The sequence below is a fragment of the Streptomyces sp. NPDC088746 genome (assembly GCF_044751065.1).
Classification (GTDB): Bacteria; Actinomycetota; Actinomycetes; order Streptomycetales; family Streptomycetaceae; genus Streptomyces.
The window spans coordinates 678,272-704,294 of sequence record NZ_JBIVLA010000001.1 but is presented as its reverse complement, the minus strand read 5'-3'; the positions used below and the strand labels follow the sequence as shown (position 1 = coordinate 704,294).

Here is a 26,023-nt window from a genome sequence, read left to right as displayed (position 1 = left end):
GCTCCTGGTGGTTGGTGTGGGGGCCGGTTGGGGTGGGTTATGCGGCGGGGTGTCGGGGGGTGTCGGGGTGGCTGCCAGTGGTGGGGTCGCAGCCGAGGTGGGTGTCGTATCCGCGGTTGGCCCAGTCGCTGTTGAGGGGGGTTTCGCAGATGGTGCAGAGGGGCTTTGTGTTGTCCTCTGTTCCTGCCGTTCCCTCCCCGTCCCCCCTCTCCGAGGGGGGGACGTGGGGAACGGGGGGCGTTCCTGGTGTTCCCTCGGTGTTACCGGGGAACGTTTGACCTGGGGCTTTACCGTCCCTTGACGCGTTCCGGGGAACGTTCCCCGGGAACGCTTGTTGATCATGGTCGGGGGAACGTCTCGGGGGAACGTTGGGGCCGTCCGATTTGGCCCGGTTCTGGCGGGCCTTGACGATGCGGGAAACCTTGTCGCTGCCGGCCGGGATCTCCAGCTCCATGAGGGCCGCCTTGACGATCCGGTTACCGGCGGCGAGGGCCACTCCGTGGGCGTCGAGGCGCCGCATGATGTCCTCGTCCGAGCCCGGCGTGTACTGCCCGGTGTGCTCGTACGTCATGAGGACGTGGCGGGTCCCGCCGTGGGCCCAGTTGTCGCCGTCACGGCGGGCCTGGCGGACGATGGAGAACTCGTCGGGCCCGATCCCGGTACGGGTGTGCGTGCGCTTCAGGGAGAGGCTCCCGCCGCCCTGGGCGGACAGCTCCCACACGTGGTCGACGTCCTGGGTCTTCGCCGAGGAGCCGCGCCCGCCGCGCTCCTTCTCCTTCCCGAAGTGGTCGAGCCGGATGCTCGAGATGCGGTCGCGCTTCAAGGGCAGCAGGGTGTGGCGGTAGAGGCTGAGCCAGGTGTCGGCGTCGTTCTCGGCGCCGCTGATGAAGCGGGACACGGTGTCGATGACGACGAGTTCAGCGCCGGTGGCCTTCACGAGGGCGATGAGGTCCGCGCCGCCGCCGGCCGTGTCGAGGGGGCGGACCGGGGGGAAGCTGGCGTACCGGAGGGCGCCCATGTTGCGGGGTCCGGCGCCGAAGGACAGGAACCGTTCCTGGACCTGCTCCTGCCCGTTCTCCGCGTCGAGGTACAGGATGCGGACCGGGTCCTGCGGGGCGTCGTCGAGGAACGACTGGCCGGTGGCCATGCGCCACATCCACTCCTGGCAGAACAGGGACTTGCCGGCCTTGCCGTCGCCGAGGAGTGAGATCTGCTGTCCGGGGCCCATGAGCTTGCCGGGGAGCAGCTGGATCTCGCCGAAGTCGGTAGCGAAGAAGTCGTCCCAGTCGAGGAGGGCGGCGACGAGGTGGGCGGGTCCGCGGCCGGTGGTCTCGCGGAGCTGCTCGCCCTGGTGGAAGGCGTGGAGGAGCGCGTCGAGGTCGTCGGCGCTCTGGCCGTTGCGGACGGCCTGCTTGAGGTCGTTGGCGTGCTGGTCGAAGCGGCGCTGGCGGGCGGACTCGGCGATGCGGTTGGTGAACTCGGGCAGCAGGAGCGGGGGGAGGTAGTCGGTGCCGAGCTTGATGATCAGGTTGCCGTGGTCGACCTCGCGGAGGCGTCCCTGCTTCTCGATTTCGGCGCGGACGAGAACGGGGTGGGGGTGTGTGCCTGCGGCGACGAGCCCGGCGACGGTGTCCCAGATGAGGCGGCGGGACGGCTGGTAGATGTCGTCCCGGTTCACGGTCGCGGAGACGTCGTTGTACGCGTCTGCGCTGTGCATGATCACGCCGATAACCAGGTCCTCGGCCTCGTCGTCGTGGGGGGTGTTGAGGTTGAGGCCGTCGTGGTCCGCCTGGTCGCGCGGGTTCATGTGGCGGACAACATCCACGGTGGCTGCTCCTTGTGGTTCAGAAGAGGGTGGTGGGCTCGGCCGGCGGGCACTGGTGGTCGGTGACGTGGGGGTGGGGGCAGTCGGCGGGGTGCGGGGTGTGGATCCAGGTGAGCCGCGGTGGGGTGCGGTCGCTGCTCTTGAGGCACCAGATGAGCCGGTTGGGGGTGCGGGTCGCGGCCTGCTCGGCGGGGGTGAGGGGCGTCCCGTCGGTGCTGACCTTGAGGGCGAGGGTGTTGCCGACCCACTGGGTGATGAGGGGGGCGGAGCAGGAGGGGCAGCGGGAGTCGGCGCCGCCCCTCCTGCTCGCGCGCTGGGTCATCAGGCGGCCGGGGTGCCGTTCATGACGGGCTGCTCGATGTCGCCGTCGATCCGGTTGACGACGTCGGCGAAGGCGGTACGGCGGACCTCGTCGGGGCGCTCCAGCTTGTAGCCGAGCTGGAGCCCGTTCTGGCCGATGCGGTACCGGAGGCGGGCGGTGAGCCGGTAGCCCTCGGATCCTTCGAAGGGGACCAGGCCGATGGTGAAGGTCTCCGGGACGGCGAGCTGTCCCTTCTGCCCGGCCTTCGTGGTGCCGGTCTCGACGTACTGGAACTGGCGCTGCCCGGAGGCGAGGCGGCTGGCGGACTGGAACTCGACCTTGCTGGTGGCCTGGAACGACTGGGCGATTTCCAGCATGTCGGCGGCCGTCGGTTCGAGGAGCTCGGGCAGGTGGTCCTCGAGGAACTCGGCGAACGTCTCCTGGTCCATGAGCTTGCCGTCGCGGGCGGCCCACTGCTTCCACGTGTCGGTCTCGCGGAGGGACAGCTTGAGGACGTGGGAGGCGAAGCGGGGGGCGTCGGCCTGGTGGGCGTCGAGGACGGCGGTGATGGTGAGCCGGTCGGCGTCGGCGTAGACCTCGGAGTCGGTGTCGGCGTGCTTGTCGAAGTAGGCGCGGAAGCTGTCGGCGTCGCGCACGGTGGTGGTGCCGATCTTCCGCTCGGGGGCGGTGGCCGGGCCGGTGAGGTCGACCTTGTGGACACCGGTGGGGGTGTGAAAGGCGTAGACCTTGCCCTGTTCCAGCTCGGCCGGCGGGGCGGAGCGGAGCGCGGTGTCGACGATGGTCTGGGCTTCGCCGTTGGTGGAGGAGAGCTCGGTGTAGGTCATGTTCAGGCGTCCTTGAAGGTCTGGGTGGCGGGTGCGGTGCGGAAGTCCATGGCCATCTGGCGGGGGTCCTCGCGGACGGGCAGGCCGTCGTCGTCGAGGAAGTACAGCGACTTGACCGCGGTGGGCTTCGGGGCCTTCACCGCGGACTCGACACCGATCGGAAGCGGCGCGGACTCGACGCCGTTGGCCGGGGGTTCGACGACGATGGTGATCGTCATCTGGCCCTTCTTGCCGTGCGCGCGGACGGCCTCCAGCAGGGTGTGGAACTCGGCGGACAGCTCCTCTTCGGTCCGGCCGTTGAGGTGGCTGGCGAGGAACGCGGCGACGGGCGCGGTCTCGGTGATCTCGCCGGTCTCGGGGTTGGTGCGCTCGGTCATGCGGCTTGTGCTCCTTGGGTGTGGTGCTGGTGGGTGATGCGGATGGTCTGGTTGAACGCGATGACGGCGGCCGCCCCAACGACGGGGCCCTCGGTGGTCTGGCAGAGCAGGCACTCGTACTTGGCCTTGGGGTGCTCGGCCCAGGTGCCGTTCTTCAGATGGCGGCCGAAGGACGTGGTGAGGACGCCGTCGATCTGCCGGCCGCCGGGCAGCGGGTAGGCGCTCACGCGGCGAGCTGTGCCGTGGAGGCCCCGCGGGTGACCTGATCGGTGAGGTGTGCCACGCAGTCCGGGTGGTTGCACGCGGGGAACACCCGTCCCACTGGGGCTGCCCCGTCGTGAATGGCCCGCCAGGCGACCTGATTTGCCGTACGGCGGGTGCCGTTGATCCGGACCTCGCCGCCGGTCCACTCGGTGTGGTCGCCAACGGTCAGGGTCATGTGGTCGTACGCCTCACGGCACGTGGAGAAGCTGGGCAGGGGGGTGCGGGGGCGGACCTCCGTCCCTCGCGCCCGGGCCCGGAGGACCGCGCGGCGCTGCCGCTCGTCGAGGCCTCCCCAGACTCCGAACTCTTCGCGGGTGTCGAGGGCCCATTCCTGGCACTGCTCCATGACGGGGCACCGGCGACAGACGGCCTTGGCTTCTTCGATCTGTACGAGCGCCGGGCCCGTGTTGCCGATGGGGAAGAACAGGTCAGGGTCGTCGGCGCAGAGGCCTTGGAGTTGGGGGGAGCGGGTCACACTGCACCTCCGAAGATGCTTGCCATCTGGGTCTTGAGCTGGTTGCGCATCTGCTGGTCCTCGACGTGGTCGGGGGCGACGCAGTGCGGGTAGTCGCAGCCGGGCCGGACGTAGCCGACGGGCGGCCGGGCGTGGCGGAGACCGAACGCGACGCGGTAGGCGGTGAACCCGCGCTTCCTCCAGCGGAAGAACGGCGTGCCGTCGTTCGTGCTGTAGCCGGTCCACTTCAGGTGGCCGCCCTCCACCCGGCGGGTCCGGGCGTGGAACAGGTCCTCCGGGCTGTTTGTGGGCTTGGGGCCGGACTTGTGCTGGGGAAGTCGCAGGGCGCGGCGGGCTTCTCCTGCGGTGCGCTCGCAGACGTGGAGTCGGCGGGCAATCTCGTGGTCGGAGTGACCGGCGTAGAGCAGCTCAGCAACATCGGCGCGGATCTTCATCGGGCCACCGCCTTGGTGAACTCCGACCAGTCGCAGCCCGCGACGGCGCGGGAGTGGGTGGGCGGGACATCGGCGAGCGGCGTGCCGAGGTGGTCGTACGCCATCGCGAGGAGGACGTACGCGTCGGCCTCGTCGTACCGCCACCGGCCGGTGCAGTCGACGCCGTACCGGGTGTGGACGGCGTCACGGACCATGCCCTTGACCTGGGCAGGGGTGTACTTCTTGCCGGTCTCCTCGTCCTTCCACCGCGCCTTGCCCGTGGCGTAGATGGTCCGGTTGTCCGGCGGGACGATGGCGTACGGGATGCCCCGGTTCCACAGTTCATGGCGGACCATCCACCGCATCGCGGAAAGCTGGTCCATGCCCTGGAGGTGGGAGCGGGAGAACGCGGCGCCCTCGATGACGACGTGGTCGGCGTGGCGGATGAACGAGGTGATGCCGTCCATCTGCTGCTGGAACCGGCCGTGGAGGGTGGCGGCGTTGGCGTGGACGTGGTCGGTCCAGCCGGTGCCGGCCACGCCGGTGGTGCCGATCGCGACGTCGAGGGCGATGACGAGGGGGCGGGTGGACACCGCGGCCGGGCGGGCGATGGTCAGCCCGGCCGCGGGGGTCTGGTCGAACAGGGTGGGGGCGGTCACACCAGGTCCCCCTTCGTGGGTACCGGCTTATCCGAACGGCGGTGTTGCCACATCGATCCGGCCTCGACGGCCGGGGTGGTGATGCCGCACGCGTCGTCGAGACGGGCCTGGAGCCGGTCGGCGCGGCGGGTCTCAGCGGCGAGGTCCTGCCGCAGCCGGGCCACCGCGTGGGCCAGGCGGGCAATACGGCCCGTGTAGGTGAGGGCATCCCGGAGCGGGGCCGTCACAGCGTCGAGCTGCTCGGAGAGGCGGACGTTGCGCGCGGCGGTGCGCTTGGCCGCGCCGAGGTAGTCCGCCGCATCGCTCTCGGCAGCGTTGCGCTGCTCAACGAGGGCCTCGACGCGGACCTGGAGATCGGCAATGTGCCTACGGTTTCGGGATCCGAACATCACGCTTCACCACTCTGCGCGGGCAGGATCAGCGGCCACGAGCCGTCGATGACCTTGTCGGGGGCGCCGCCCTGCTCCGGCGTCGCCTTCGTGCGGAACCAGGTCTGGAGTCCGGCCTGCTGCTCGGCACGCCATGTTTTCTGCGCGGCGAACAGCTGCTTCGGACCGAGGTCGTTGAGCCGCGGGTACTTCGCGAACTGCGCCTCGGCGATCAGCAGCGCGGCGAGGGCGTCGGCCTCGGCGGTGTGCCAGTCGGTGAGCTCCACCCCGTACCGCTCGGCGGTGGGCTTCAGCTTCCGCATGCCCGAGCCCGTGACGTACTCGTCGACCTGGCGGTCAATGACGTGCGGGTCGACGAGGGTCGGGAGGGTGGAGCCGAGGCGGTCGCCCATCATCGGCAGCCCGTTGCGGGACAGCTCGAAGTTGAGGACTGTCCAGTCGTAGGCGGTGTTGAACGCCACGAGCGGCATGCCGTAGGCGATCGCCTTGTGCATGGTCGTCGCGATCTCTTCGAGCGCCTCGGCCGGGTTCTGGCCGGCGGTCTGGACCATGGCGTCGGTGATGCCGTGGACCTTGGTGGTCTCCGGGGGGATCGGGATGCCGGGGTTGATGAGCCAGGTCTGGACGTGGTCGGGGGAGGCGCCGCCCTTGGCGACGAGGGCCGCGGTGACGATGCGGGCCTCGGTCGGGTCGGCGCCAGTGGTCTCGGTGTCCCAACCAATGCGCCGTACGTTGAGGAAGGTCATGCGGCACCGCCCGCGATGCGCTCCTGGCCGATCCGGTACAGGAACGCGCCGAGCTGCTCGTCGTCGCCGACCTCATTGACGACGCTGGCGTTGAAGAGACCAGCCTGCTTGATCTCGTAGTTGATCTGCGCCAGCCGCTGACGTGAAGTGTTCTGTTCGAGGATCTCGTCCCGGTAGGAGACGGCAGTCCTGGGCGGTGCCTCGCCACGCTCGACGTTCGATGCGTCGGGGTCGACGTCGTTCGTCGGGACGAGACCGCCGAGGAAGAGGAGCGATCGGAGAGCCGTGGACAGCGCCTTCGCCGTGCCCTTGTCCGCGGAGTCCATCGACTCACCAGCGGACTGGACTTCGATGCTGTCGCCGGTCGGACCGAAGATCCGGTACGTGACCGTCGCGGTGCACTCGCGAGACGGCTTCCCGCCGGACGTCTTCACGTCGCGGTAGGCAGTCTCCACATGCACCGGCAGGACGAGGACACCGTGCAGACGGCAGGCCGGGCCGAAGGAGTTGAGAGCGGAGTCGACGCCGCGGAACTGGTAGCTGCCGCGTTCGCCCGGCTTGCCGTACCAGTCGCCTTTGTCGATGCCGCGAACCTCGCCCATGACGCGAGACCAGGCGACCCACACGGGGACCTGCTCGGGCCCGTTCGGGCCCGGCTCGGGGATGCCCGGGGCGGTGAGCGGAGCCGGGGTGTACTCGGGGGCCGGGGTGACGGCGGTCGGATCAGTGGTTTCGGAACGGCCGGCCGCGGCCGCCGCTCGCTCAGCAAGGGTGCTCATGCCTGGTGTGCCTCTCGGACGGTCTTCGGGATGTTGATGCGGCGCGACGGCCGGTCCTCCACGCACGCGGCGTAGGCGTCGGGGAACTCCTCACGGAGCCGCTCCCGGTTGACGTGCTCTCGGGTCGATTCGTCGTAGGAGAAGGCGACGTGGCCGCCCTGGATCGCGGTGTCCGCGCTGCCGAGGACGCCGACGAGGGACGCGAGCGCGGTCTTCTTCCGGGCCTTTGCCTCGCGCTCGTCGACGGCAGCGTCGAGGTAGTCGGACAGGGCGTCCTGCGCGTCGCCGTCCCGGTCGATGGCGATGATCCCGGCCCGGTCGTGGTGCAGCTGCTCGTACAGGTCGAGGAGCACCTCGGGGTCGGCGTCGTGCGGGAGGATCGGCGGTCGCCGGTCAGTGATCTGCTGCCACGCTCGGGCCCCGGCGGCCCGCAGGTCGGCGATCAACTGTGTGTGGTCGGCAACCCGGACGACGAACTGCCGGTAGTCGTTGCCGCCGATGAGGACACCGACGTGGATGTGGTCGTAGCCGCAGACGTCGGCCTGCCACAGGGTCTGGGCGAGGACGTCGTCCGGGCAGCCGGTGCGCCACTGTCCGGCCTTGAACGCGGCCCGGCACTTGATCTCGACGGCGCAGCGTTCGCGGTCGTCAGCGAGTGGGCATTCGAGGACGCGCCGGTCGAGGGTGCACATCTGCCACGGACGGTCGACGTTGGCGACGAGTCCCACGCGGCGGACCACGCTGCGGTTACGGCGGGCCCATTCGCGGGCGACGGTGTCCTCGATGGCCCGGCCCCACAGGGCGGGTTCGGAGTCGTCGCTTTCGAGGGGGAGGCCGCCGGTCTTGTCGTGGTAGACGGAGAGGGCGTTGCCGTAGCGGCTGATGCCGAGGACGGCGGCCATGTCGGAGGAGCCGAGTCCGTTGCGGCGGGCGGTGAGCCAGGCTGCGCGGTCGGCGTCGGCGGGGAGGAGGAGGCGGCCGGTGGGGGTGACCCGTCGGCCAGCGGCCGGGGCGATCGCTCCGGCCAGCGCAGTGTTCGTCATGCGGCCACCTGCTCCCGGGCCCGTACCAGGAACTGCTCACCGATGTACTGCGCGTACGCGGGCGGAATTGCCTCGGCCAACTCCTTGCGCACGTCGGTCCAGTGGATGCCCATGGCGTCCTGCCACTCGCGGACAGTCCCCTTGCCCCCGCCCTCGCCGTACACGGCGACGTACGGGCCGTCGTGGTACTGGCCGTGGCGCCACCCGCGCACCCGTCCCCGGTGCGGGATGTGGGCGGGCTGCGGGGCCTCCCAGAAACCGAGCTCGAAGTCCCGGTGGCGGATGACCCCGAGGCCGAACATCTCTCCGCACAGGGTGATGTCCTTGCGGATCTTGGCCTTGCCGATGGGCTGCTCGATCACGTACGGGACACCGATCTCGTCCAGCGCCCGCCGGGTCGGCCCCACCAGGTCGATGTGGTCGCTGCCGGCGCCCCACTTGCGAGATCGGTTGGTGCCCACGGTCAGCGAGCACTCGCTCTGGCACGGCGGGCTGGCGTGGATGAAGTCGAAGTCACGCCCGTGTGCCAGCAGGCACTGGATCGCGTCGTCCAGCGTGAACGGGAACGGGTAGCGCGGGCGGTGGACGATGTCCACCCCGCGGGCCACCTCCAGGCCGGCGGCGTTGTAGCCCCATGCCGCGCCGCCGGAGCAGGAGTACAGGTCGAGTACACGCACAGCGGGGGGCGCGCTGCTGAGTCGCGTGCGGTGCGGGCCCGATACGGTCGGGCCGGCGGCCGGGGCCTGAGCCCCGGCCAGCGCGGTGTTCGTCACGGAGTTACCTCCGTCATGCAGTGCCGCTCCCAGCCCGACACGAACGTGTCGAGGCTGGCGTCCGGCGTCGTCACTCCCAGGCGCTTGCCGCACTGGCACGAGCCGTGCATCTCGCAGTCGCCGTACTCGACGATCAGGGCGTGACCGCCCGCGAGGGTCTCGCGGAAGTCCGGGTCCGGCGGGGTCTCGCGGGGCTCCTTGTCGGCGCGGCCGAGAAGAGACTCCGCTCCGATCTTGTCGTATCCCACGCGCTGGAGAGCGGCGAGGATCTCGGTGCGTGCACTCACAGCTGGCCCCCCTTCGGGGCGTAGGTGCGGCGGCCGTTGGCGTCGACGGCGACGAGGACACCCCGCGCGGCCAGGGCCCGCAGGTCCTTCCGCGCGGTGTTCCGGCCGGCCGTCGGCCACGGCGAGACGGCGAGGAGTTCGGCGGCCCGCTGCGTGGTGACCGGTGTGGCGGTGCCCTGTATGGCGGTGGCGAGCCAGTCGCGGCGGGTGATGGTGGTGATCACGCGGGGCCTCCGAGGATGAGCAGGATGGCCGTGGCGGTGACGGCCCAGAGGGAGAGGGATACGGCGAGGGACCAGCCCCAGGCGCGCGGGCTCATGCGGTGCCTCCGTCGCGTGCGGCGATCTGGCGGCGGGCGGCGTCGGCCCCAGGCCGGAGGTCGCGGACCGTCTGCTGGGCGTCCTTGACCCTGGCCAGGGCGTCGGCGTCAGCGGCCGAGGCGCCGGCCACCCACTCCGTCTGCATCCGGTCACGGCACGGCACGCAGATCACGGGCGCCTCGCGGTCGCCCTCGCCAAGCCGCACGTACGAAGTGCCAGTACCGGCCAGCTCGGTGGGGCACGTAGCGCACTGAGCGGGCACAGTCCACGCGCGGCCCGACCGGAGGAACCAGACGTCACACTGCACGTTGAAGTGCACGAACGATGCGCGGATCAGCTGTCCGTCGTCGGCCAGCTGCTGGCCGGACTGCTCGGCGATCGGGCCGAGCAGCCGGTACGCGCCGCCTTCGCCGAGGGTGTCGCGGTTGCTGTTGAGCTGGCCGCTGACGATCCACCGACCGTCGACCAGGGCGATCTCCCAGTGGTCGACCGGGGGCAGCCACGAGGGTGCGTCGTCGGTCAGCGCGGCGAGGGCGGAGGCTGCGGTCGAGGCGCTCATGCGGCACCTGCCTCACGCTGGCGGGGCATTGCGATGACCGTGCCCGCACCGTTCGACGAGAGCAGCAGCTCCGCGACGCGCCGCACCTGGTCCCCGTACAGCCGAAGCCGCGTCCCGCCGACCTGGTCGAGCAGGTCGTCGACCAGCTGGTCCCGCTCGTGCAGGGCGTGCGAGTCGGCCCGGGCGCCGGACAGTTCGTCGATCTCGCGCAGCTGGTCACCGATGCCCTCGGGGTCCTCGGCGAACTGCTCGGCCAGCTCCAGCACCAGGCGGACGAGGTGGTCGTCGAGGTGGAGGACCGCACCGCCGGGGACCGACGAGACGTTGACGCGGGTGGGGCCGGAGTATGCGCCGCCGAGGAGGCGGGGGCTGGCGGTGGTGAGGAAGCGGAAGAACCGCATCGCACGGAAGATCTTCATCGGGTGCCTCCGAGGAGCATGAGGAGCGCGGCCCCGGTCAGGGGCAGGTGGCGCAGGGCGTCGGCGGTGTGGCGGGCGCTGGTGCGGACACAGCGCGGGGTGAAGTGGTCGGCGTCGACCAGCAGCAGGAACGGCACGAGGGACGCGGCGTAGATGCTGGTGGCCAGGCAGGCCCAGGCGAGGACGGTCACGGCGTCACCGTCGGCAGGTCGTGGCCCGTCTCGTACGTGCGGTGCAGAGGACTGTCGTGCGGGTCCTCAAGAGACGGGGCGAGGATCGCGCGCAGCTTGGTCACCTGCGGGGCCACGTCCTCGGTGTGCGCGTCCTGCTCGTCGGCGGCGTGCTCGGCGAGCAGTCGTTGCACCTCAGCCATGTCGCCGCGCGGCGCGACGACCCGGAGCACGCCGACCAAGCCGCGGAACATGAACAGTTCGCCGGGGTACGCCTCGATGATGGGCCTCCGCAGCGCGGCCGGGGCCGGGGACTCCGCGCGGTCGCGGTACTCGAACAGGGCGGCACGCAGCGACGCGATCTGGCTGCCGTCCCACGAGTCGCGGTCGAAGTCGCGGATCACACCAGCGACGACCTCCGCCAGCACCTCGGCCGGGAGCGCCACCGGCTCGGCCACCCGGGCTCGCAGCTGGCCCAGCTCGGCCGCCGACTCCGGCGACTGCAACAGACCCGCCGCCTCCAACGACGCCGCGATACCGGCCGCCGTCTGCTTCGTCTTCTGCGCGGCAAGGATCACTCCGGCCGCAGCGTTCACCCGACGGGCGTTCACGCCGCGACCTGCGCGTCCGTGGCAGCCGCGATGTTCTCGGTGATGAGCAGCGCCCACGCCTGGATCTTCACGCCGTCACGCTGGGCGTTGGCCTCGGTGTACTCGCCTCCGGCAGGGTGCTCCTCGACCTTGACCGTCAGGCCGAACTGCTTGGCGAACTCCCGGGCACCAGCCGGGTTGCAGTGGAAGTAGAACTTGATGATCGGGTCGTTGGGCGCGAAGTGCGCGGCCTCGACGTTCACGTGCGTCGGCACGGTGGTGGTCTCGCTGAGCAGCGTCTCGGCCAGGGACAGGGCGGCCATGAAGCTGCTGCGCTGCACCGAGGCGGTGCTGGTCGGGCGGGTAAGGTTGATGCTCACGGTGTCCTCGATCTCTGTGTGTTGAGGGTTTGCCGTTGGGGCGTCGGGCCGGGCATGGCCGGGCGCCCCTGTGGTTTCTGGGGGTCAGGCGGAGGCGGCGACCAGCTGCGGCGTGGTCGCGCCGGCGTCGACGAACTCCGGGTCCTGCTCGGCCATCCAGGCGTCCACCTCGGCGAGGTCGAACCGCTTCTGGCGGCCGGCGAACGGACGGACCGGCATGCCCTGCCGGATCCACTTGGTGATCTGCCAGTCGGAGACGCCGTAGTAGGTCTCCAGCTGTGGCTGGGAGAGCAGGGGGAGGAGTCCGGCCGGAAGGGCGGTGAGGCGCTCAGTCTTCTTCGGCATCGGAGCTTGACCTTTCTACTGTCGCGGTCGAATGTGAGGGCATGCGACTGAACAGGCGATGCATGCGGTCATCGAGTGCTTCGGTGATGAGCCATGCAGTGCGGAGTTCGGTGCGCTCCCGGGCAGTGGTGCCTCGGCCGGTGAGTCGGGCGATGGTCGCCGGGCTCACTCCCCGCCCGTCCGGGTCGACAGCCTTCGTCTTCTCGGAGAGTTCGTCGAGGGTCAGGTGCTGCCGCTTCAGTGCGTCGCGGAGTGGCTGGCCTTCGTCGGTGCGGGTCACCTTTGGCATGGGTACCTCGGGCTGGTCGATGAGGGTGGGCTCCTCGGTGTGAGGTGCTGCGACAGTTCTACAGTCGCAGTCGCAGTCGTGTCAACGAGAACTTCCGAGAACTTCCGAGAACTCTGGAGTGGGTACCGATCTTCGAACGGTTGTTCTATGGTGTGTGCATATGCCAGCAGTCTGGTGCCTGATATCGGCGCGTGACGGGGAGGTCACACGCTGCACCAATACCCGCCATGGTTCTACTTTTACTTGCGAAAAGTAGAGACAACGGGGCACCCTTGGGGCCGTGGCCACAGAGGATGCGACCCCCACCGAAGACCTCGCTCAGCTGCTCGCGCGCCTGAAAGACGAGTACGGCGTGAACGACAGCCAGATCGCGACAGCCGTTGGCGTGTCCGTATCCACGGTCAACACCTGGGTGCACCGCAAGCGACAGCCGCGCCCAGACGCCCTGCGCGCCCTCGCCGCGGCCTACCCGCGGTTCACCGAAGACCAGATCTTCGCAGCCGCCGGCCGTAAAACTCCGGGCCCCTTGAGTCCGGCCGCCGAGGAGCGTCTCCTGGAACTTTTCCGCGGCCTCACTGCTGAGCAGCAGGAAATCAAGGAGCTCGAACTCCGCGCGCTGAATGAGCACAACCGTTCCGCCCTGTCGTGAGTCTCAGCTAAATGGAGCCGATCACTCCCTGTGCATGACAGGTCGTCAACTGTCGCAACAGTAGTCGCATATTCCACCATCTAGAGGTACGGTCGTTCGACGGCCGATGCCCTCCCCCTTCGGTCGCAGGTCTCCAGTCCCACCTGCGTTCACGGGGGTTCACATGTGCATGCGCGTCAGCTTCGCTCCGATCGGGTCCGTACCGCCGTTCGACGCCGGTACCCAGACGATCGCCCTTCCCCCCGGCCTGGATTCAGCACACGCTGTCATCGCCGCGCGGGCGATTCTCACCGAACTGGCCATCGTCCAGCCCCTTTTCGGTGCAGTCTGCTTCTGCGGGGAGCCGCTCGACCTGAGCCCCCGCATTCCAGAGCAGCGGAGGAGTGACAACCAGGTGGTGAAGCATGCGTAGCGAGACCTATCAGGTCGGCAGCCGCACGTGCGGCTGCATCGACTGCGTCGAGGAGTACCCGACCGCACAGCACGGGCCACGCCCGCGCCGGGACACGTGCTCCGGCCCGTGGCGGGCCCGGTACCGGACGGCGGACGGGAAGCACCGGCAGAAGACCCTCAGCACCCGCGCGGACGCCGTCCGTTTCCTGCGGGCAGAGGGGGCGGATCATGGCGCGTAAGGCCAGCGCGAACCCGCGGCAGCTGCGAGAGAAGGGCTGCGGCTGCAAGCTGTGCATTGAGAAGTACCCACCGGAGACCTACGGGGCGCGGAGGCCGCGCCGCGACTGCATCGGGAGCTGGCAGACCCGCTACCGGGACCCGGACGGGCGCCAGTTGGGGCCGGTCTTCCCGACGCAAAAGGAAGGGATCGCGCACCTGGACAAGGTGCGTACCCAGGTGCGCGAGGGGACCTACCAGGACCCGAAGCGGGGCGCGATCACAGTCGACGACTGGTACGCGATCTGGTGGCCGACCGTGAAGGTCACGTCCATCACGACGAAGAACAGGAAGCTCAGCGCCTGGACGGTGCACGTGCAGCCGAAGTGGGGGAAGCGCAAGCTCAACAGCATCACTTGGATGCAAGTGCAGGACTGGATCACCAACGAGGTCAAGGGTCACGCCACACAGAAGAAGGTCCTCGAGCTGCTTCGGCACATGATGGTCGCCGCGCTCCGCGACAGGCGGATCAGTGTGAACCCCTGCACCGACATCGAGGTGTCCCCGGCGCCGGCCAGGCACCCGGACGAGATGATCCCGCCCACCGCGGCACAGTGTGACCTGATCCGGGAAGAGCTCACCGAGTACTACCGGCCCCTTGTAGTGTTCGCCGAAGAGACCGGGATGCGGTGGGGTGAGTACACGGGCCTGCGGGCCTGCAACCTGGACCTCGGCAGCGCCACGGTGAAGGTGAAGGAAGTTCTCATCGACGACCGCGGGCGCATCCGGCGGAAGATGGCGCCGAAGTCGCGCGCCGGGTTCCGCACCGTCCCGCTCACCCCGGCCGCCGTCGCAGCGGCCCAGGTGATGCTCGACAAGTGGGCGCCGGCCACCACCGAATCCCCGATCGGGGACGGCGAGGATCTCCACGTCGAGGAGCTCGTGTTCCGCGGACCGCAGAGCGGCGCGCTTACCCGTCCGAACTTTCGCCGGCACTGGATCCCCGCCATCAAGGCGGCTGGCCTGGCTCGGCTGGTGAAGAACGAGGAGACGGGGCGTACGGAGTTCTGGCCCCGGGTCCACGACCTCCGGCATACGTTCGCCACGAGGCTGAAGGACGCGGGCGTCCCGGAGAAGGACGTTCAAGTCATCATGGGCCACGAGCGGGGCGGCCGGGTGACGTGGCTGTACCAGCACGCGGGTCCGGAGTTGGTGGAGGAAGTGCGGTCTGCGCTGGTCAAGGGCCGTGCGCTGCGGGCGGTCTCGTGAGGGCGGATGCCGCATCGATGCCACATGGATGCCACAATCCCCCCTCGGAGGATCTCGGAAGATCTCGGAAGTTCTCGTTTCCGCAGGTCAGGGAACCGCTCGGAAGGTCTCGGAAGTTCTCGGAAACCCTCGGGGTGGTTTTACGGGTTCTTACAAAGCAGATGTCGGCGGTTCGAAACCGTCCGCGCCCACCAGCCAGAACGCCCCCGCAGCGAACCGCTGCGGGGGCGTTGACGGCAGTAGGTGACGGCAGTCCACTCGGGGCGGCACACCCACAGCTCGGGTTCGAGGACCAGCGGATGCCGAGAGACGCGGGATCGGCCCGCTAAACCTAGGTTATAGGGGCGCGGTTTCCCCTAATCTAAACGCGACATCTGAACGTCGTGGCGTTGATCGGTGGGGGAGTATGAGCGATCAGAGGGACTGGTTTACCTGGACGCCGACGGTCGCCACGGAAGCGGCGTGCCGATTCTATTCGCAGCATGCGCGTGACATGCAATATGCCGCGTCAGCGCCCCTAATATTTGAGCAATACGAGATGCTTCTGGGTCGCATTGGATCCACTTTCTCGCGTGTGGCTCCAGATGGAGACCCGGAGAAGCTTTTTCCGGAATTCTATGCCCAGGCGAGATATATGAAAGAGACCGTCGAAGAACTTACTCCGGTTTCGGCGGAATTCGGAGTCACGCGGTCTGTGGAGAACTTCCTTGTCTATGTTTCCGATGTAATATCAGAAGTTCTCATAGCCTGTCCCCACCTCCTGAAGTCCCAGGAGCAGGTCACGTTGGAAGATGTCCTCCAGCATGGAACAATTGCTGAATTTGTGTCGTGGGCTGCCGAAAAGCGCGTTGCCCAGCTATCTTTCCAAGGTCTGGATGATATTGCGCAGTACGTCACTAAGCGCCTAGGGCTGAACTTGCATCAAGATGAGGATGACTGGGCCAGCTTGAAGAAGGGTGTCCAACTGCGAAATCTGATAGTCCATAGGCGGAGCCGTGTGGATGAGCGCTTCATTCGACTGACCGGAGAAAAGGGGCTAGTTAAGGGTAGCGCCTATCCGACAACCATGCCTGATTATGTCCGCACCGCCCGAAGTGCAATGAAGATCGTCAGTGAATTCGATGCAAGGGTGGCGCGCAAATTCCCGGTCGAGCAGCGGTCGACGGTGGATGAAGGCTGGTATAGCGAAGGTCGTTGGGGGCCGGATGGCCGCAAGGCTGAACCCGGGCCGAATATCCCTTCTGTGTAATCCGCTGTGAAGACGAGCGTCGTCGCCTTAGGAGGCGATCCATATGGCCCATCGCTTCCCGTCGGTTGTCATCGGAGACGTGGGTGTAGATGTTCATCGTGACGGCGATCTGTGAGTGGCCCGGGATCTCCATCACAACGGGCGCCGGCGCGTCCGCGGGTCTTCCGTTGCAAGCCTTCCGGGGGCGCCGAGCGCACGTCATCCGAATCCACCGCGGTTGACTGGCTAACGCCGGAGCAGATCACCGAGCGCATGTCCGAGGTCTACGCGATCCGCCTACTCGATGCCCTGGACGGGGCCGGCCCCCACGTGCGGAGCCACGACGGCCAACGATTTCTGGAGACATCGGCATGACCAGCAGTGCCGAAATCCCCAAGCCAAGACCCTTGTCCGAGTTGAAGGACCTGCACGACTACCTTGACGACGTGCGTCTCCGGCCAGGTATGTACGTGCGGGGCCGATCCATCACTCACCTCGCCTCGATCCTGTACGGATACCGAGTCGCATGCGAGATCCACGGGATTCCGTCGACGACAGACTTCGAACCCGGCGGGCCGTTCAACGAGTGGCTCTGGCCGCGACTACGTCTCGGCTACGAAAGCTCCCTGGGCTGGGCAACCGAGATCGAACGGGCAGCCGAAGCAGCGGGCATTGCGCCCCTGGACATGTTCTTCAGCCTCTTGGACGAGTTCCGCGCCGAACGCGACGAAGCACCCCAGGACGCTGCGCGGTAAGACTTTCTCTACTTCATCAAGGCACCCGGCTGCGCTCTGCTCCGCCGGTGCCCGCCCCCGGGCTCTGGCGGCGCCCGCGCTCCTGCCTTCGGCCCGCTCGGCGCTGCCGCCGCCGACGCGCGCCCGCAGTGGATAGGCCCCGGAGGGCATGAGACGAGAACCAAGCCCGCGGCTTCAAGAGGGTGCCTCCGGCGGGGGCGCTACGGCACTGGGATGGTGATGGCGCCGTTCGCGAGTGCCGGCCGGAGCGTGGTGAGCGTCGTGGGGCTCCCATCCCGTCCGCCTTCGACCCAGGCAGAGCCGAGCAGTCGCGGCCCAGGGCGTCAAGGTCGTTCGTACAGTGGCGCGCTCCACCTTGACGCCCTGCACCACGACCGCTCCACGGTGTGTGGGTCGAAGGCGGACGGGATGGAAGCCGGGGTGAGTGGTGGGTGGGGTGGGTGGCCGGGGAGGAAACGAAGGGCGACAACCTTCACTTCTAAGGTTTTAGCCAAGAGAAGTGGCTCGGAAATTTAAATTCCTAGGCCCGCAGGGTGCACAACCTGTGAAGTTGCGCTCAAGGGGCGTGGTCGGCAAGAATCAACCCACCGCAGTCCGCTGCAAGTTGGCGAACAAGCCGTGCAGTGGCCGCACGCCCGCGGGCGAGTGACGCCCAGTCGGTCATCAACCGACCAAGGCGGACCTCGCGTGACAACGAGCCATCAAGCAACGGCGGTTGAACCCGACGATGCTGTACGATCGCTCGTTACATACCGATAGGACGCTTGCTCCCCTGGCAGAGATGTCAAGCGCCTTCGGTCAAACAGGAGAACCAACGTCCCCTTTGGAGGCATCGTGTCCAAGAAGCCACAACACCCGTCAACGTCTTGCTTATGCCATACGTTGATGGGTACAGAGGTTAGCCCCGAGCTTGCCTCTGGCGCAAGTGGGGACGCGCGCCGAGGCTCACTCATTCGTGACATCGCGGCCGTGATCACAGCACTGACGGGACTGCTCAGCGTGGTCCTGACGGTGCTTTAAGCCGGTCAACCCGTGCCCGTTGCCTGCCCGGTGAGGCGGTAGGCAACGGGCAACCACGGGGACTCGCGGCGAACCGTCAGCAAACGGGCTGGTCATCGAATCCCCAGGCCACCCGCGTGGCTCGTACCAGGTCTTCCAAGTAAAAGCTCTAGACCCTGGCGGGCACGCTTGACTCGGTCATTAAGGCTTCACCCCCCCTTTGCAGCTCAGCCGAACCACGTGGACAGCAGACCGGCAACGGTCGCGCAAGCAAGACCGACACTGGCTAGCACCGCAGGGACAGTGATCTCGGGCGCTTGCTCCAGACTGGCCAGTTCGATGCGTTCTCTGATGTGGAGAACGTCCGCCCAAGTGCTCTCGGTCGGAGCTTCACGCTCTAGTCGGCGCGAACGCTCATCAGACGACAGCATGGGATCGTTCTTGATCTCTTCCACCCGCGTGAACAAGGCTCTGAGGCGCTTTCGCCTTCCGTCGACGTTTCGCCAGAGTCGAAGGACTCCGAGAGCTGGCAGCAACCCACCAGCCAAGGTCAGGAGCGTGATGGTCAGCTTCATCACTGGACTATGCGACGTTGACAGTTGGTTGGGAAGACCTACGCACAAGAGTGGCGCAGCTCCATTCGCCGCTCTGACTGGAGTCGCAACGGTGATGTCGCCCGCCTTTGCTTGCGGATCGCGGTACAGCAGCGGCGTACCGCAACCACAGCAACCCAGCCCGTACGCCACCGTCTCTCCGGACCCTCGTAACGGCCGGTATGACCGCCCCTGACCGATCCGGCTAGAGCTACGGATCAGAAGGTTTCCGTGCCCTGATGCCCGGCTGGCCGGGCATCAGGGGGGAGACCACGGACACCTACGGCAGGACGCACGAGAACGGCCCCCGACCGTGTCGTCTGATCGGGGGCCGTCCATCTGCGGTGGGCGTGGGCTTCGATCCCACGGTGACATCGTTGCTACGGACCTCCTCGCCGCGGGGGTCCGTGGTGGATCAGGTGGCGGCGTGTCTCGCGTTCGTCACAACGCGGGGCGCTCCCCCCACGCCTGTAAGGGCGAGCGGCAAGATGCTGCCGTGGAGATCGCAAAGCTCGTTCTGGAGTACGTCAAAGCCCTGGCTTGGCCGGTGTTCGCGGCTGCGCTTCTTTGGGCCTTGAGGGCCCAACTCAGAGACGTGGTGAGCCGATTGACGCGTGTGGAGACGCCGGCGGGAAGCGCCGAGTTCGCCGCGGCGGCAGCAGACGTACTCGACGACGCGGAAGAGCTTGCTCTGTCTACGGCCAGCGACCCAGACCCAGTCGCGGTGGTGCCGAGGCCAGCCCCCTCCTTTGATGCGGAGGGTAGCCGTGTCGAGCCCGAAGCTGACTCAGAGCCTGACCAAGAGGCAAGGCACGGTGACCAGGTGTCGGAGGATCGACGACTACGCCAGAGGGTGATGGAGGTGCTGCAGAGCATGCCCTTCCTCTTGGATCCGCCGGACTTCGAGTCGACTGTGTCAGGGAAGCGATTCAGAAAGGCGATGCATACAGCAGCCGTTGCTCCCAGGGCTGCGGTGATTCGTGCATGGGAGGCACTCGAAGCATGCTTCCAGGAAGTGATGTGGGCCCGCGGAATCGAGACTGAGGGGCAAAGTGCACCCCTTGTTGGGCCGACCAAACGCAGGCTAATAGCCATCGAAGCTCTGGGGCTGTCTCGTGACGCACTGGACGTCTACGTGCGACTACGCAAGCTGCGCAACCGTGCGGTCCACACGAGGGAGGAAGTATCCGTTGCCGCTGCGGAAGATTTTGTTCGTAGCTGCCGGGCCATTGCAATCGAGCTGCAACGGTCGCGCTGAGTGGCCGTCTACGGGCGGCAAGGTCGACCCGACCAGATCACGAATTGATGACGTCGAGCAACGTCACTGTCGGCCGTACCGTGAGTCGCTGCATGGTCGCGCCGCGCGTGCCAGATCCATGCCAGATCGAGCGGTCAGTCACGGTGAATCGGGGTGCGAGTCGGTACAGGTACGCGCTGACAGGGTTGGCGCTCTCGTACGGCTATTGACCAGCCAAGACAGTGCTGTGATCGGTGCCAGGCTTACAAAGCAGACGTCGGCGGTTCGAAACCGTCCGCGCCCACAGTAGGAACTAGCAGGTGAGAGCCTGTTACGGCCTCCCGGTCCACACGGACCGAGGGGCCGTTTCCATGATCGGGGCCACATAGCGTCCACATCCCCATGAAAAGGCACTCGGCGGTTTCCAGCGGCCTTCTGCTGTCCGACGCAGACCTCCCCGCCCCTGGTTGGGGGCGGGGCCACGTGGTGACGGCGGTAGAATCACGGCGTTTGTCACGGGCGTCTGCTCGGGTTGATGGTGGAGCGGGGATCGCGGAGCCATACCTGCTGTCCCTGGTCGGTTACGGTCAGACCGAACTGGCAGGCGTCGGGATGCCCGAAGACGGCGTACTCGTGCCAGGCCTGCTCGATCTCCTCCCACAGGAAGCCGGGCCCGTACTGCCAGACGTCCTCGCCGGTCGCCGCAGTGGCGGCCGAGCCATCGTCGCGGCTCGCCCATACCCGGGCCCCGTCTGCGGTCTCGGCGTGTGTCACCCGAACCCCGGGCAGCCGCGCGCCGGCATACAGCGCGAACCCAAGTGACAGGATCTGTGCTGGATCCAGGCCTGCGCTGCGGTTCCTCCCTGTCGTTTCGTCGACCGGGTGTGCCTCAACTGCGCGGTGCGATCGCATCGGCATGTACGAGGCGCCGCCGCAGAACGTGCCGACCGCAGTGCCGTCGTCATGGACGTACAGCTGGACCAGGGCGCCGGACCAGAACTCCCTCGCCAGCGGCGCGACGACGATTCCGCCCGGGCGAACCTGCCGGAGCAGGGCGGGTGGAACGTATCGGACGGCACACGTGGAGATCAGTCCGTCGACCGGACCGATGCCCGGCCAGGGCTGTTCGCCGTCCCCGCAGCGCAGGTGCGGGTGGTATCCGGCATTGGCGAGAGCGGCGGCTGCCCGCTCGGCGAGGACCGGGTCGATCTCAATGCTGTAGACCTGCTCGTTGCCGAGTCGTTCAGAGAGCAGTGCCGCAACGTAGCCGGAAGCGGTGCCGATCTCGAGCACTCGGTGGGTGTCCTTGGCGTGGAGCAGGCCAAGCATCCGGGCGACCATGCTGGGTTGGCTGTTCGACGATGTAGCGACGCCAGGCCCGCCCTCGGCGCCGTCGTCGAGCTGGATTACGACCGGCTCGTCGGAGTTGACCAGGGCCAGTTTCTCGTCCGGGTCGGTGACCGGCTCGCACCGGTCAGGTAGCTGCCGCCAGATGGCGGGGGGCATGAACCGGCTGCGGGGTACGGCGTCGAAGACCTGCCGCCACCGAGGGCTGAGCAGCCCCCGGTCGGCGAGGTCCTGCACCAGCCCGGCGTAGGTGGGCGCCTTCCGTGTTGCGCGCACGTCATTCCCCGTTGTGCGATGGGCCGCCGCCGTCGGGGGACGGCGGGGTCGGGGGCGGGGTCCACGGCTTGATCGGGGCGCTGCCGCCTCCGTGCTTGCCGTCGTCCTGAGTAATCACCATCGTGCTCTCCAATCGTGTGCCCAAGGGGTGGATCAGCGGATGTGGCAGGAGCAGGAACAGCGCCGTACCTCGAGCGGCCGCTCCCAGGCCGGTTCGCCCGGTCGGCGTAGTTCGCCCGGCCCCGAGCATTCGGAGTGCTTGCCGACGCGGCAGGGCGGTGCGAGGGCTGACCGGGGTGGGGCAGCCGTCACGGGTACTGGCGTGCGGGCGGGGTGGAGGTGTGACGGGGGCACCTACATGGAGGCAATGCGGACGTCGCCTCGACGGTAACCACCGGGACGACCGGGGCCTCCTCGCGTAGTACCCGCACAACGCAGCCCCGGTCGACCTGGTACACCTTCATCGTCATCACGGGTCTGCCTCCCGTCGCAGTCAGTTGGTATCGCTGACCGTAGAGACGGGCTCTGCGCGCACACCATCCATGTGCAGATCTGTGCAGACAACAACCCGACCGGGGGCATGGTCGCGTCACGCCCTTGACCAACGTCGGTTCGATGTCCGACCGTTGTGCACAGAACTGCACACCGTATGGACGGAGCGCGCCATGTCGTTACTGTTCGTTGGGATCGACCCGAACACCGGAGACCATGAGTCGCCGACAGTCTGGGCCGACCTGGAGAATCACGAACTCGTCCTCCAGGGGTGGAAACCCAGCCCCGAACTCGAAGCAGAGTGTGCGGCCCTCGAACTCCCCGGCCATGCCGTCGGTATTCCGGACACCGAGGCCGTCATCCGTATCCCGGCCAGGATGGTCGACACGATCAGGGAGGCTTGCGATGCCGTCGAACGTGCCGCCGCCAAGCTTCCATGACCTCCTTGCGAGCTGCACCCACTCCGCCGTGCACCTTGAAATGCGCGACGTCTACGCCGTCGACTACGAGACAGGCCCGTTCGCCGACTGGCGTGCCGGCCACCGCCATGACCCGACCGACCGGGCGTCCTGGTGGCGGCCGTGGCTCGACCTCGTCACAGAGGCCGTAGGCCGCGGCGTAGAGATCCGGCGGGCGCGCATCGTGTCCGAGCCGGCCAGCGAGTACATCCAGTACGAGCACTCCGGAACGTTCACGAACGTGGCGGCTGGTGAGCAGGTGCGGTGGCTGCCCCGCCGCCAGGCATCAGGCATAGCACTGCCGGCCAACGACTTCTGGCTCTTCGACGGCCGCCTCGTCCAGTGGAACCATTTCGCTGGGGACGGCTCGTCGCAGGGCCCGGAACTCACCGACGCCCCGGGTGCGGTGAAGCTGTGCGCCGAGGCGTTCGAGGCAGTGTGGGAACGCGCCGTACCGCACGACCAGTACACGCTCAGCTGACACGAAGCACCGGACAGGCCAACTCACATGACGCTCCCCTCCTCCTCCGCACAGTCCGCACGCGAGGTTGTCGCCAGACGCCTGCGCGATCTGCGGAGGGGAGCGGGGCTCACGGTCGTCGAGCTTGCGCGCGGCTGCGGCTGGCACCATGCGAAGACCAGCCGGATCGAGAACGGGCGTACGGCGCCGACCGCCACCGATATCCGGCTGTGGTGCCGCACCCTCGGCGCGGAAGATCAGGCCGACGACCTGATCGCACAGTCGCTGCACGCCGAGTCGATGTACAGCGAGTGGCGGCACCGGACCCGCAGTGGGCTGAAGCAGCTCCAGGACAGCGCTGTCGCCTTCTTCCACCAGACCGAGCTGTTCCGGGTGTACTCCTCCTCCCTCGTCCCCGGCCTGCTCCAGACCGAGGGCTACGCCGCCGCCGTGCTCGGCATGTCGGCGCGCTTCCGGGACCTGCCGGTCGACGACAGCGCCGCAGCGGCCCGGGCCCGGGTCGACCGGTCGCGCGTTATCCACGAGCGTGGTCACCGATTCGTCCTCCTCATGGAAGAGGCGGTCCTTCACTACCGGATCGGGGACGCCGACGCCATGGCGGCCCAGCTCGGCCACCTCCTGTCCGCCGGCGCGCTGCCCGCGGTGTCGCTCGGGATCATTCCCACGGCGACGAGCGGGCGGGGGCAGTGGCCGCGGGAGACGTTCCACGTCTACGACGATGCGCTCGTGTCTGTCGAGCTGGTGTCGGCGCAGGTGCGGATCACTCAGCCCAGCGAGATCGGTTTGTACGTGAGGGCGTTCGAGCAGATGCGAAGGACAGCGGTGTACGGGGCCGACGCCCGGGCCCTGGTGGTGAAGGCGATCGACGCGCTTGGCTGACCGCGCGGCGGCCGGCGGCACGACGAAGCGAGCACGTGGCCTGTGCCGACGGAGACATGGTTCTGCGTGCCGATGAGATCAGCTTTATGCGCGAGGCGGACCGGTGGACCGTGAGCGAAATCGCGGTTCTTGCGGAGGCTGACCACCTGTCCTCGAGTCTTATCCCGGCGGACCAGCACCGGCCGGCCGGCCCGGACGTGCGGTGATCTTCCGCCCAGCCCAACGAACCAGCCTCACCCCGGCCCGCACCAGGCCGACGAGGAAGGGTGCGACGAAGCCGACGGCTAATGCAACGGCGCCGCAGGCGAGTACCGCCGGGGCCATCGCGACCGACACGAAGACGATGCGCCCGGACAGGCTGCCCGCGTAGTCCCCGGACGTCAGACACAACCAGACGAAGGCGCCCAGCAGGCTTACGAAGAAGGCCGTGTATGCCGTCGCGGCGAACGAGAGCGCGATCCAGTCATCGGGATTCTTCTTCCCTGTGGCGTTCGCGTGCGGCTGGGCAGTCTCCGACGCGGGCTGGGGCCGCGCGAACCCCGGCTGGTTCGCCGGCTGCACCGTTTCCGTGCCGTGGGGATCTCCGTCGCCGCGTTCGTGCGAGTCGTTATTCATGCCGACCTCCCCCTGCCGAAGATCAGCCTCGCACAGTGCCGAAGGGCTGTCACCGGTAGAGCTGCTCCGCCGGCCGCAGCACCAGAACGTTTGTTGGGACCTCTGAGTGGTTCCGCGTGGTGCACACCGTCGCCATCGATGCGGCAGTGGGAAGGACCTTCCGGGTCGTGTTCTCGCTCCCGGTCCGTGAGTTCAGGGGGGCCAGCATCGTTCACGGCACATCGCCCTGGTACACGTCGACGGGTGTCGCCCGAAATCCTTCAGGCGCGCTACCGACCCAGGAACTTGGTGCGCGGCGAGACCGCTGACGAGGCACGGCCGCCCCGGGGCGCCCGTGCCATCCGCCTGTGGATCCACCAGAGATCCACAGGCACCCCGTGCTTCTAGGATCGCTCCATGGTCGTCAACAGCTGGTTCGAGGTCGAGGACCCGGAGGAGTGCGGCGAGGAGCCCTGGGACTTCTGCGAGGCCGAACTCGCCTTCCTGGCCGCCCTGCGTGCCCGGACCGTCGACTGGCGGGTGTCGTGGGCTCCCAGCCAGGTGGGACGGCCCGAGGACGAGTCGTCGTTGCTCGTCTACATCAGTCTTCTCGACGAGGCGCGCCGACTGGTGCTCGGCCAGTGGGCCGTGCACTTTCACGGTACATACGTACTGGCCGGAAGGGTCTGTGACCAGTTGTTCAATCTTTACGAGTCGCCCGAGCACGGCTTCTTCCGGGCCTCCGGCGCTGTGGAAGAGCTCGCGGAGCGGTGCGCGGGCTGGTTCGAGAGCGTGTTGAGCCGCCCTGTCGTCCGCGTCGATCGGTCGTTCGAGGACGGGCAGCATGCGACCCGCTGGGAGTTCGCCGACACAGGCGAGGTCCTGGCGACGAGCGGCTCCGTCCCTGCCGGCGGCTCATCCCCGGTCCGCCGCCTCCCTGTCCGTCCCTGATCCGCCGGGCAGTCCCCAGGTGCAGGAGGCCAATATGGGCACGCTACGACCACACCGGCGCAGAGCGTGAGCAAGACGACGAACGCGCAGCCCAGGGTTCCTGCCATGGTCACCCCCGGCCGAACCGTACAGCGCGGCCATCTCGGGGCGATCCCGGTTACGAGCGACACCGGCCGCCGGCGTCAGCCGTGATCCGGCAAGGCGTAGGGGTGGTCAGCCACCTGTCAAATGCCTTGCCCGTTATGGGTTTTGGTCCGTTCGCATCGTCGGCGCGGCAGTAGAGTGCAACGGTGACCGCTATGCCGGACAACCGGCCGCCCCTCATCAGCGACGACGACCGTGACATGGCCGTGCGACGTTTGCAGGAGGCCTACGCCGACGGGCACATCTCGCACGAGGATCTGGACGAACGCCTGCACCAGGTGCTCACCGTCACGTCGCACAGCGAGCTCGAGTCGACCCTGGCATCGCTCCCGGCAGAGAAGGCGGTCACCACGTCCACGATCGCCGCCGCCGGCGGGCGGATCCGGCGGCGCGGCGCATGGCGGGTCCCTCGTAGCCTGAAGATCGAGTCCGCATTCGGAAGGGTGCACCTGGACCTGTCCAGGGCGGTCATCGAGCATTCGGTGGTCGACATCGAGCTGCAACTCGGCACCGGCAAGGCCAAGATCACGGTGCCCCGTGACGCGGTCGTCGACCTCGAGAATCTGCAGACCGGGTGGAAGGACTCGCGTTACCGGACCACGCGGCGCTCCCGCCCCGGTGGGCCGGAGATCCGGATCTCCGGAGCCATGGGGTTCGGACGGTTGAAGATCCGCCACGCATGGCGTTGAGGCTCCATCCGTCATCAGGAGCGTTTGATCGGCCCTGCTCCGTCCCCGCCTGTGGTTGAGGGAGCCTCCAGGGTGGTGACGGGGCACGCCCGCTTCGGCGGAAACGTCTGCCCTTGAGGTGCTGT

36 protein-coding genes and 3 pseudogenes are annotated in these 26,023 nt (G+C 68.0%); 13 read left to right on the top strand and 26 right to left on the bottom strand.

Features of this window, described 5'->3' with window-relative positions; genetic code table 11:
• Positions 1-37 precede the first annotated feature (37 nt).
• From ACIP63_RS03330 to ACIP63_RS03225, 22 genes and pseudogenes are all read right to left on the bottom strand, one after another.
• A complete protein-coding gene (locus ACIP63_RS03330; protein WP_401510933.1) occupies positions 38-1,825 on the bottom strand; it encodes an AAA family ATPase in 1,788 nt (595 codons plus the stop codon).
• Between the two features lie 19 nt (positions 1,826-1,844).
• On the bottom strand, positions 1,845-2,147 hold the full coding sequence (locus ACIP63_RS03325) for a hypothetical protein (protein WP_401510932.1): 303 nt from the start codon (positions 2,145-2,147) through the stop codon (positions 1,845-1,847).
• On the bottom strand, positions 2,147-2,971 hold the full coding sequence (locus ACIP63_RS03320; RefSeq protein ID WP_401510931.1) for a YfdQ family protein: 825 nt from the start codon (positions 2,969-2,971) through the stop codon (positions 2,147-2,149). The genes ACIP63_RS03325 and ACIP63_RS03320 overlap by 1 nt, the downstream gene beginning before the upstream one ends.
• 2 nt (positions 2,972-2,973) lie before the next feature.
• The gene (locus ACIP63_RS03315; protein ID WP_401510930.1) at positions 2,974-3,348 is read right to left on the bottom strand and encodes a hypothetical protein; all 375 of its coding nucleotides are present in this window, start codon (positions 3,346-3,348) and stop codon (positions 2,974-2,976) included.
• Positions 3,345-3,575, bottom strand: coding sequence for a hypothetical protein (locus ACIP63_RS03310; protein ID WP_401510928.1), 231 nt, complete (start codon positions 3,573-3,575; stop codon positions 3,345-3,347). Before ACIP63_RS03310 ends, ACIP63_RS03315 begins: the two co-directional genes overlap by 4 nt.
• Positions 3,576-3,853: 278 nt before the next feature.
• Positions 3,854-4,087 (bottom strand): annotated as a pseudogene (locus tag ACIP63_RS03305) (WhiB family transcriptional regulator); the annotation flags it as partial.
• Entirely contained in the window at positions 4,084-4,521 is a 438-nt protein-coding gene (locus tag ACIP63_RS03300; protein WP_401510927.1) for a hypothetical protein, read from the bottom strand. The pseudogene ACIP63_RS03305 and the gene ACIP63_RS03300, both read right to left, overlap by 4 nt.
• The gene (locus ACIP63_RS03295) at positions 4,518-5,159 is read right to left on the bottom strand and encodes a hypothetical protein (protein ID WP_401510926.1); all 642 of its coding nucleotides are present in this window, start codon (positions 5,157-5,159) and stop codon (positions 4,518-4,520) included. Before ACIP63_RS03295 ends, ACIP63_RS03300 begins: the two co-directional genes overlap by 4 nt.
• Positions 5,156-5,548, bottom strand: a complete 393-nt coding sequence (locus ACIP63_RS03290) for a hypothetical protein (RefSeq protein ID WP_401510925.1) — start codon at positions 5,546-5,548, stop codon at positions 5,156-5,158. The genes ACIP63_RS03295 and ACIP63_RS03290 overlap by 4 nt, the downstream gene beginning before the upstream one ends.
• Positions 5,548-6,294 carry an exonuclease domain-containing protein gene (locus tag ACIP63_RS03285; protein ID WP_401510924.1) on the bottom strand — a complete coding sequence of 249 codons (747 nt, stop codon included), beginning with the start codon at positions 6,292-6,294 and terminating at the stop codon, positions 5,548-5,550. The genes ACIP63_RS03290 and ACIP63_RS03285 overlap by 1 nt, the downstream gene beginning before the upstream one ends.
• The gene (locus ACIP63_RS03280; protein ID WP_401510923.1) at positions 6,291-7,073 is read right to left on the bottom strand and encodes a hypothetical protein; all 783 of its coding nucleotides are present in this window, start codon (positions 7,071-7,073) and stop codon (positions 6,291-6,293) included. Before ACIP63_RS03280 ends, ACIP63_RS03285 begins: the two co-directional genes overlap by 4 nt.
• The gene (locus ACIP63_RS03275; RefSeq protein ID WP_401510921.1) at positions 7,070-8,116 is read right to left on the bottom strand and encodes a YqaJ viral recombinase family protein; all 1,047 of its coding nucleotides are present in this window, start codon (positions 8,114-8,116) and stop codon (positions 7,070-7,072) included. The genes ACIP63_RS03280 and ACIP63_RS03275 overlap by 4 nt, the downstream gene beginning before the upstream one ends.
• Positions 8,113-8,793 (bottom strand): DNA methylase, encoded by a 681-nt coding sequence (locus tag ACIP63_RS03270; protein ID WP_401512249.1) that lies wholly within the window; start codon positions 8,791-8,793, stop codon positions 8,113-8,115. Before ACIP63_RS03270 ends, ACIP63_RS03275 begins: the two co-directional genes overlap by 4 nt.
• 92 nt (positions 8,794-8,885) lie before the next feature.
• Positions 8,886-9,176 (bottom strand): hypothetical protein, encoded by a 291-nt coding sequence (locus ACIP63_RS03265; protein WP_401510920.1) that lies wholly within the window; start codon positions 9,174-9,176, stop codon positions 8,886-8,888.
• The gene (locus ACIP63_RS03260; protein WP_401510919.1) at positions 9,173-9,400 is read right to left on the bottom strand and encodes a hypothetical protein; all 228 of its coding nucleotides are present in this window, start codon (positions 9,398-9,400) and stop codon (positions 9,173-9,175) included. Before ACIP63_RS03260 ends, ACIP63_RS03265 begins: the two co-directional genes overlap by 4 nt.
• 91 nt (positions 9,401-9,491) lie before the next feature.
• Positions 9,492-10,055, bottom strand: a complete 564-nt coding sequence (locus tag ACIP63_RS03255; protein WP_401510918.1) for a hypothetical protein — start codon at positions 10,053-10,055, stop codon at positions 9,492-9,494.
• The gene (locus ACIP63_RS03250) at positions 10,052-10,474 is read right to left on the bottom strand and encodes a hypothetical protein (protein ID WP_401510916.1); all 423 of its coding nucleotides are present in this window, start codon (positions 10,472-10,474) and stop codon (positions 10,052-10,054) included. Before ACIP63_RS03250 ends, ACIP63_RS03255 begins: the two co-directional genes overlap by 4 nt.
• Positions 10,471-10,665, bottom strand: coding sequence for a hypothetical protein (locus tag ACIP63_RS03245; RefSeq protein ID WP_401510915.1), 195 nt, complete (start codon positions 10,663-10,665; stop codon positions 10,471-10,473). The genes ACIP63_RS03250 and ACIP63_RS03245 overlap by 4 nt, the downstream gene beginning before the upstream one ends.
• Positions 10,662-11,255, bottom strand: coding sequence for a hypothetical protein (locus ACIP63_RS03240; protein ID WP_401510913.1), 594 nt, complete (start codon positions 11,253-11,255; stop codon positions 10,662-10,664). Before ACIP63_RS03240 ends, ACIP63_RS03245 begins: the two co-directional genes overlap by 4 nt.
• On the bottom strand, positions 11,252-11,614 hold the full coding sequence (locus ACIP63_RS03235) for a hypothetical protein (RefSeq protein ID WP_401510911.1): 363 nt from the start codon (positions 11,612-11,614) through the stop codon (positions 11,252-11,254). Before ACIP63_RS03235 ends, ACIP63_RS03240 begins: the two co-directional genes overlap by 4 nt.
• 84 nt (positions 11,615-11,698) lie before the next feature.
• Positions 11,699-11,959 (bottom strand): hypothetical protein, encoded by a 261-nt coding sequence (locus tag ACIP63_RS03230; RefSeq protein WP_401510909.1) that lies wholly within the window; start codon positions 11,957-11,959, stop codon positions 11,699-11,701.
• Positions 11,943-12,248 carry an XRE family transcriptional regulator gene (locus tag ACIP63_RS03225; protein WP_401510907.1) on the bottom strand — a complete coding sequence of 102 codons (306 nt, stop codon included), beginning with the start codon at positions 12,246-12,248 and terminating at the stop codon, positions 11,943-11,945. Before ACIP63_RS03225 ends, ACIP63_RS03230 begins: the two co-directional genes overlap by 17 nt.
• Positions 12,249-12,528: 280 nt before the next feature.
• Between ACIP63_RS03225 and ACIP63_RS03220 the strand changes: the two genes are divergently transcribed.
• From ACIP63_RS03220 to ACIP63_RS03200, 5 genes are all read left to right on the top strand, one after another.
• The gene (locus tag ACIP63_RS03220) at positions 12,529-12,897 is read left to right on the top strand and encodes a helix-turn-helix domain-containing protein (RefSeq protein ID WP_401510905.1); all 369 of its coding nucleotides are present in this window, start codon (positions 12,529-12,531) and stop codon (positions 12,895-12,897) included.
• Between the two features lie 169 nt (positions 12,898-13,066).
• Positions 13,067-13,309, top strand: a complete 243-nt coding sequence (locus ACIP63_RS03215; RefSeq protein ID WP_401510904.1) for a hypothetical protein — start codon at positions 13,067-13,069, stop codon at positions 13,307-13,309.
• Positions 13,302-13,529: a hypothetical protein gene (locus tag ACIP63_RS03210; RefSeq protein ID WP_401510902.1), complete on the top strand. Its 228-nt coding sequence runs from the start codon at positions 13,302-13,304 to the stop codon at positions 13,527-13,529. The genes ACIP63_RS03215 and ACIP63_RS03210 overlap by 8 nt, the downstream gene beginning before the upstream one ends.
• Positions 13,519-14,775 (top strand): tyrosine-type recombinase/integrase, encoded by a 1,257-nt coding sequence (locus ACIP63_RS03205; protein WP_401510900.1) that lies wholly within the window; start codon positions 13,519-13,521, stop codon positions 14,773-14,775. Before ACIP63_RS03210 ends, ACIP63_RS03205 begins: the two co-directional genes overlap by 11 nt.
• A gap of 406 nt (positions 14,776-15,181) precedes the next feature.
• Complete coding sequence (locus ACIP63_RS03200; protein WP_401512299.1) at positions 15,182-16,024, top strand: hypothetical protein; 843 nt, start codon at positions 15,182-15,184, stop codon at positions 16,022-16,024.
• A gap of 16 nt (positions 16,025-16,040) precedes the next feature.
• Here ACIP63_RS03200 and ACIP63_RS03195 read toward each other — a convergent pair.
• Positions 16,041-16,163, bottom strand: a pseudogene (locus ACIP63_RS03195) (site-specific integrase); the annotation flags it as partial.
• A gap of 20 nt (positions 16,164-16,183) precedes the next feature.
• Between ACIP63_RS03195 and ACIP63_RS03190 the strand changes: the two are divergent.
• Both ACIP63_RS03190 and ACIP63_RS03185 read left to right on the top strand, forming a co-directional pair.
• Positions 16,184-16,378, top strand: a pseudogene (locus tag ACIP63_RS03190) (NUDIX hydrolase); the annotation flags it as partial.
• Positions 16,375-16,758, top strand: a complete 384-nt coding sequence (locus ACIP63_RS03185) for a hypothetical protein (protein ID WP_401510898.1) — start codon at positions 16,375-16,377, stop codon at positions 16,756-16,758. The pseudogene ACIP63_RS03190 and the gene ACIP63_RS03185, both read left to right, overlap by 4 nt.
• A 1,226-nt stretch (positions 16,759-17,984) precedes the next feature.
• On the opposite strand, the gene ACIP63_RS03180 is transcribed toward ACIP63_RS03185, so the two are convergent.
• The gene (locus tag ACIP63_RS03180; protein ID WP_401510896.1) at positions 17,985-18,332 is read right to left on the bottom strand and encodes a hypothetical protein; all 348 of its coding nucleotides are present in this window, start codon (positions 18,330-18,332) and stop codon (positions 17,985-17,987) included.
• Between the two features lie 514 nt (positions 18,333-18,846).
• Here ACIP63_RS03180 and ACIP63_RS03175 point away from each other — a divergent pair.
• Entirely contained in the window at positions 18,847-19,608 is a 762-nt protein-coding gene (locus ACIP63_RS03175; protein ID WP_401510894.1) for a hypothetical protein, read from the top strand.
• A gap of 492 nt (positions 19,609-20,100) precedes the next feature.
• On the opposite strand, the gene ACIP63_RS03170 is transcribed toward ACIP63_RS03175, so the two are convergent.
• Complete coding sequence (locus ACIP63_RS03170) at positions 20,101-21,171, bottom strand: methyltransferase domain-containing protein (protein ID WP_401510893.1); 1,071 nt, start codon at positions 21,169-21,171, stop codon at positions 20,101-20,103.
• 704 nt (positions 21,172-21,875) lie between these two features.
• Between ACIP63_RS03170 and ACIP63_RS03165 the strand changes: the two genes are divergently transcribed.
• The 3 genes from ACIP63_RS03165 to ACIP63_RS03155 are packed head-to-tail and all read left to right on the top strand — an operon-like array spanning position 21,876 to position 23,520.
• Positions 21,876-22,142: a hypothetical protein gene (locus ACIP63_RS03165; RefSeq protein WP_401510891.1), complete on the top strand. Its 267-nt coding sequence runs from the start codon at positions 21,876-21,878 to the stop codon at positions 22,140-22,142.
• Positions 22,108-22,641 carry a DUF6879 family protein gene (locus tag ACIP63_RS03160; protein WP_401510889.1) on the top strand — a complete coding sequence of 178 codons (534 nt, stop codon included), beginning with the start codon at positions 22,108-22,110 and terminating at the stop codon, positions 22,639-22,641. The genes ACIP63_RS03165 and ACIP63_RS03160 overlap by 35 nt, the downstream gene beginning before the upstream one ends.
• Positions 22,642-22,668: 27 nt before the next feature.
• Positions 22,669-23,520: a helix-turn-helix domain-containing protein gene (locus ACIP63_RS03155; RefSeq protein WP_401510887.1), complete on the top strand. Its 852-nt coding sequence runs from the start codon at positions 22,669-22,671 to the stop codon at positions 23,518-23,520.
• A 159-nt stretch (positions 23,521-23,679) separates the two neighbouring features.
• On the opposite strand, the gene ACIP63_RS03150 is transcribed toward ACIP63_RS03155, so the two are convergent.
• Positions 23,680-24,135 carry a hypothetical protein gene (locus tag ACIP63_RS03150; RefSeq protein ID WP_401510885.1) on the bottom strand — a complete coding sequence of 152 codons (456 nt, stop codon included), beginning with the start codon at positions 24,133-24,135 and terminating at the stop codon, positions 23,680-23,682.
• A gap of 396 nt (positions 24,136-24,531) precedes the next feature.
• Between ACIP63_RS03150 and ACIP63_RS03145 the strand changes: the two genes are divergently transcribed.
• Positions 24,532-25,065: a hypothetical protein gene (locus ACIP63_RS03145; RefSeq protein WP_401510883.1), complete on the top strand. Its 534-nt coding sequence runs from the start codon at positions 24,532-24,534 to the stop codon at positions 25,063-25,065.
• 299 nt (positions 25,066-25,364) lie between these two features.
• Complete coding sequence (locus ACIP63_RS03140; protein WP_401512248.1) at positions 25,365-25,898, top strand: DUF1707 domain-containing protein; 534 nt, start codon at positions 25,365-25,367, stop codon at positions 25,896-25,898.
• The last annotated feature ends 125 nt before the right edge of the window (positions 25,899-26,023 follow it).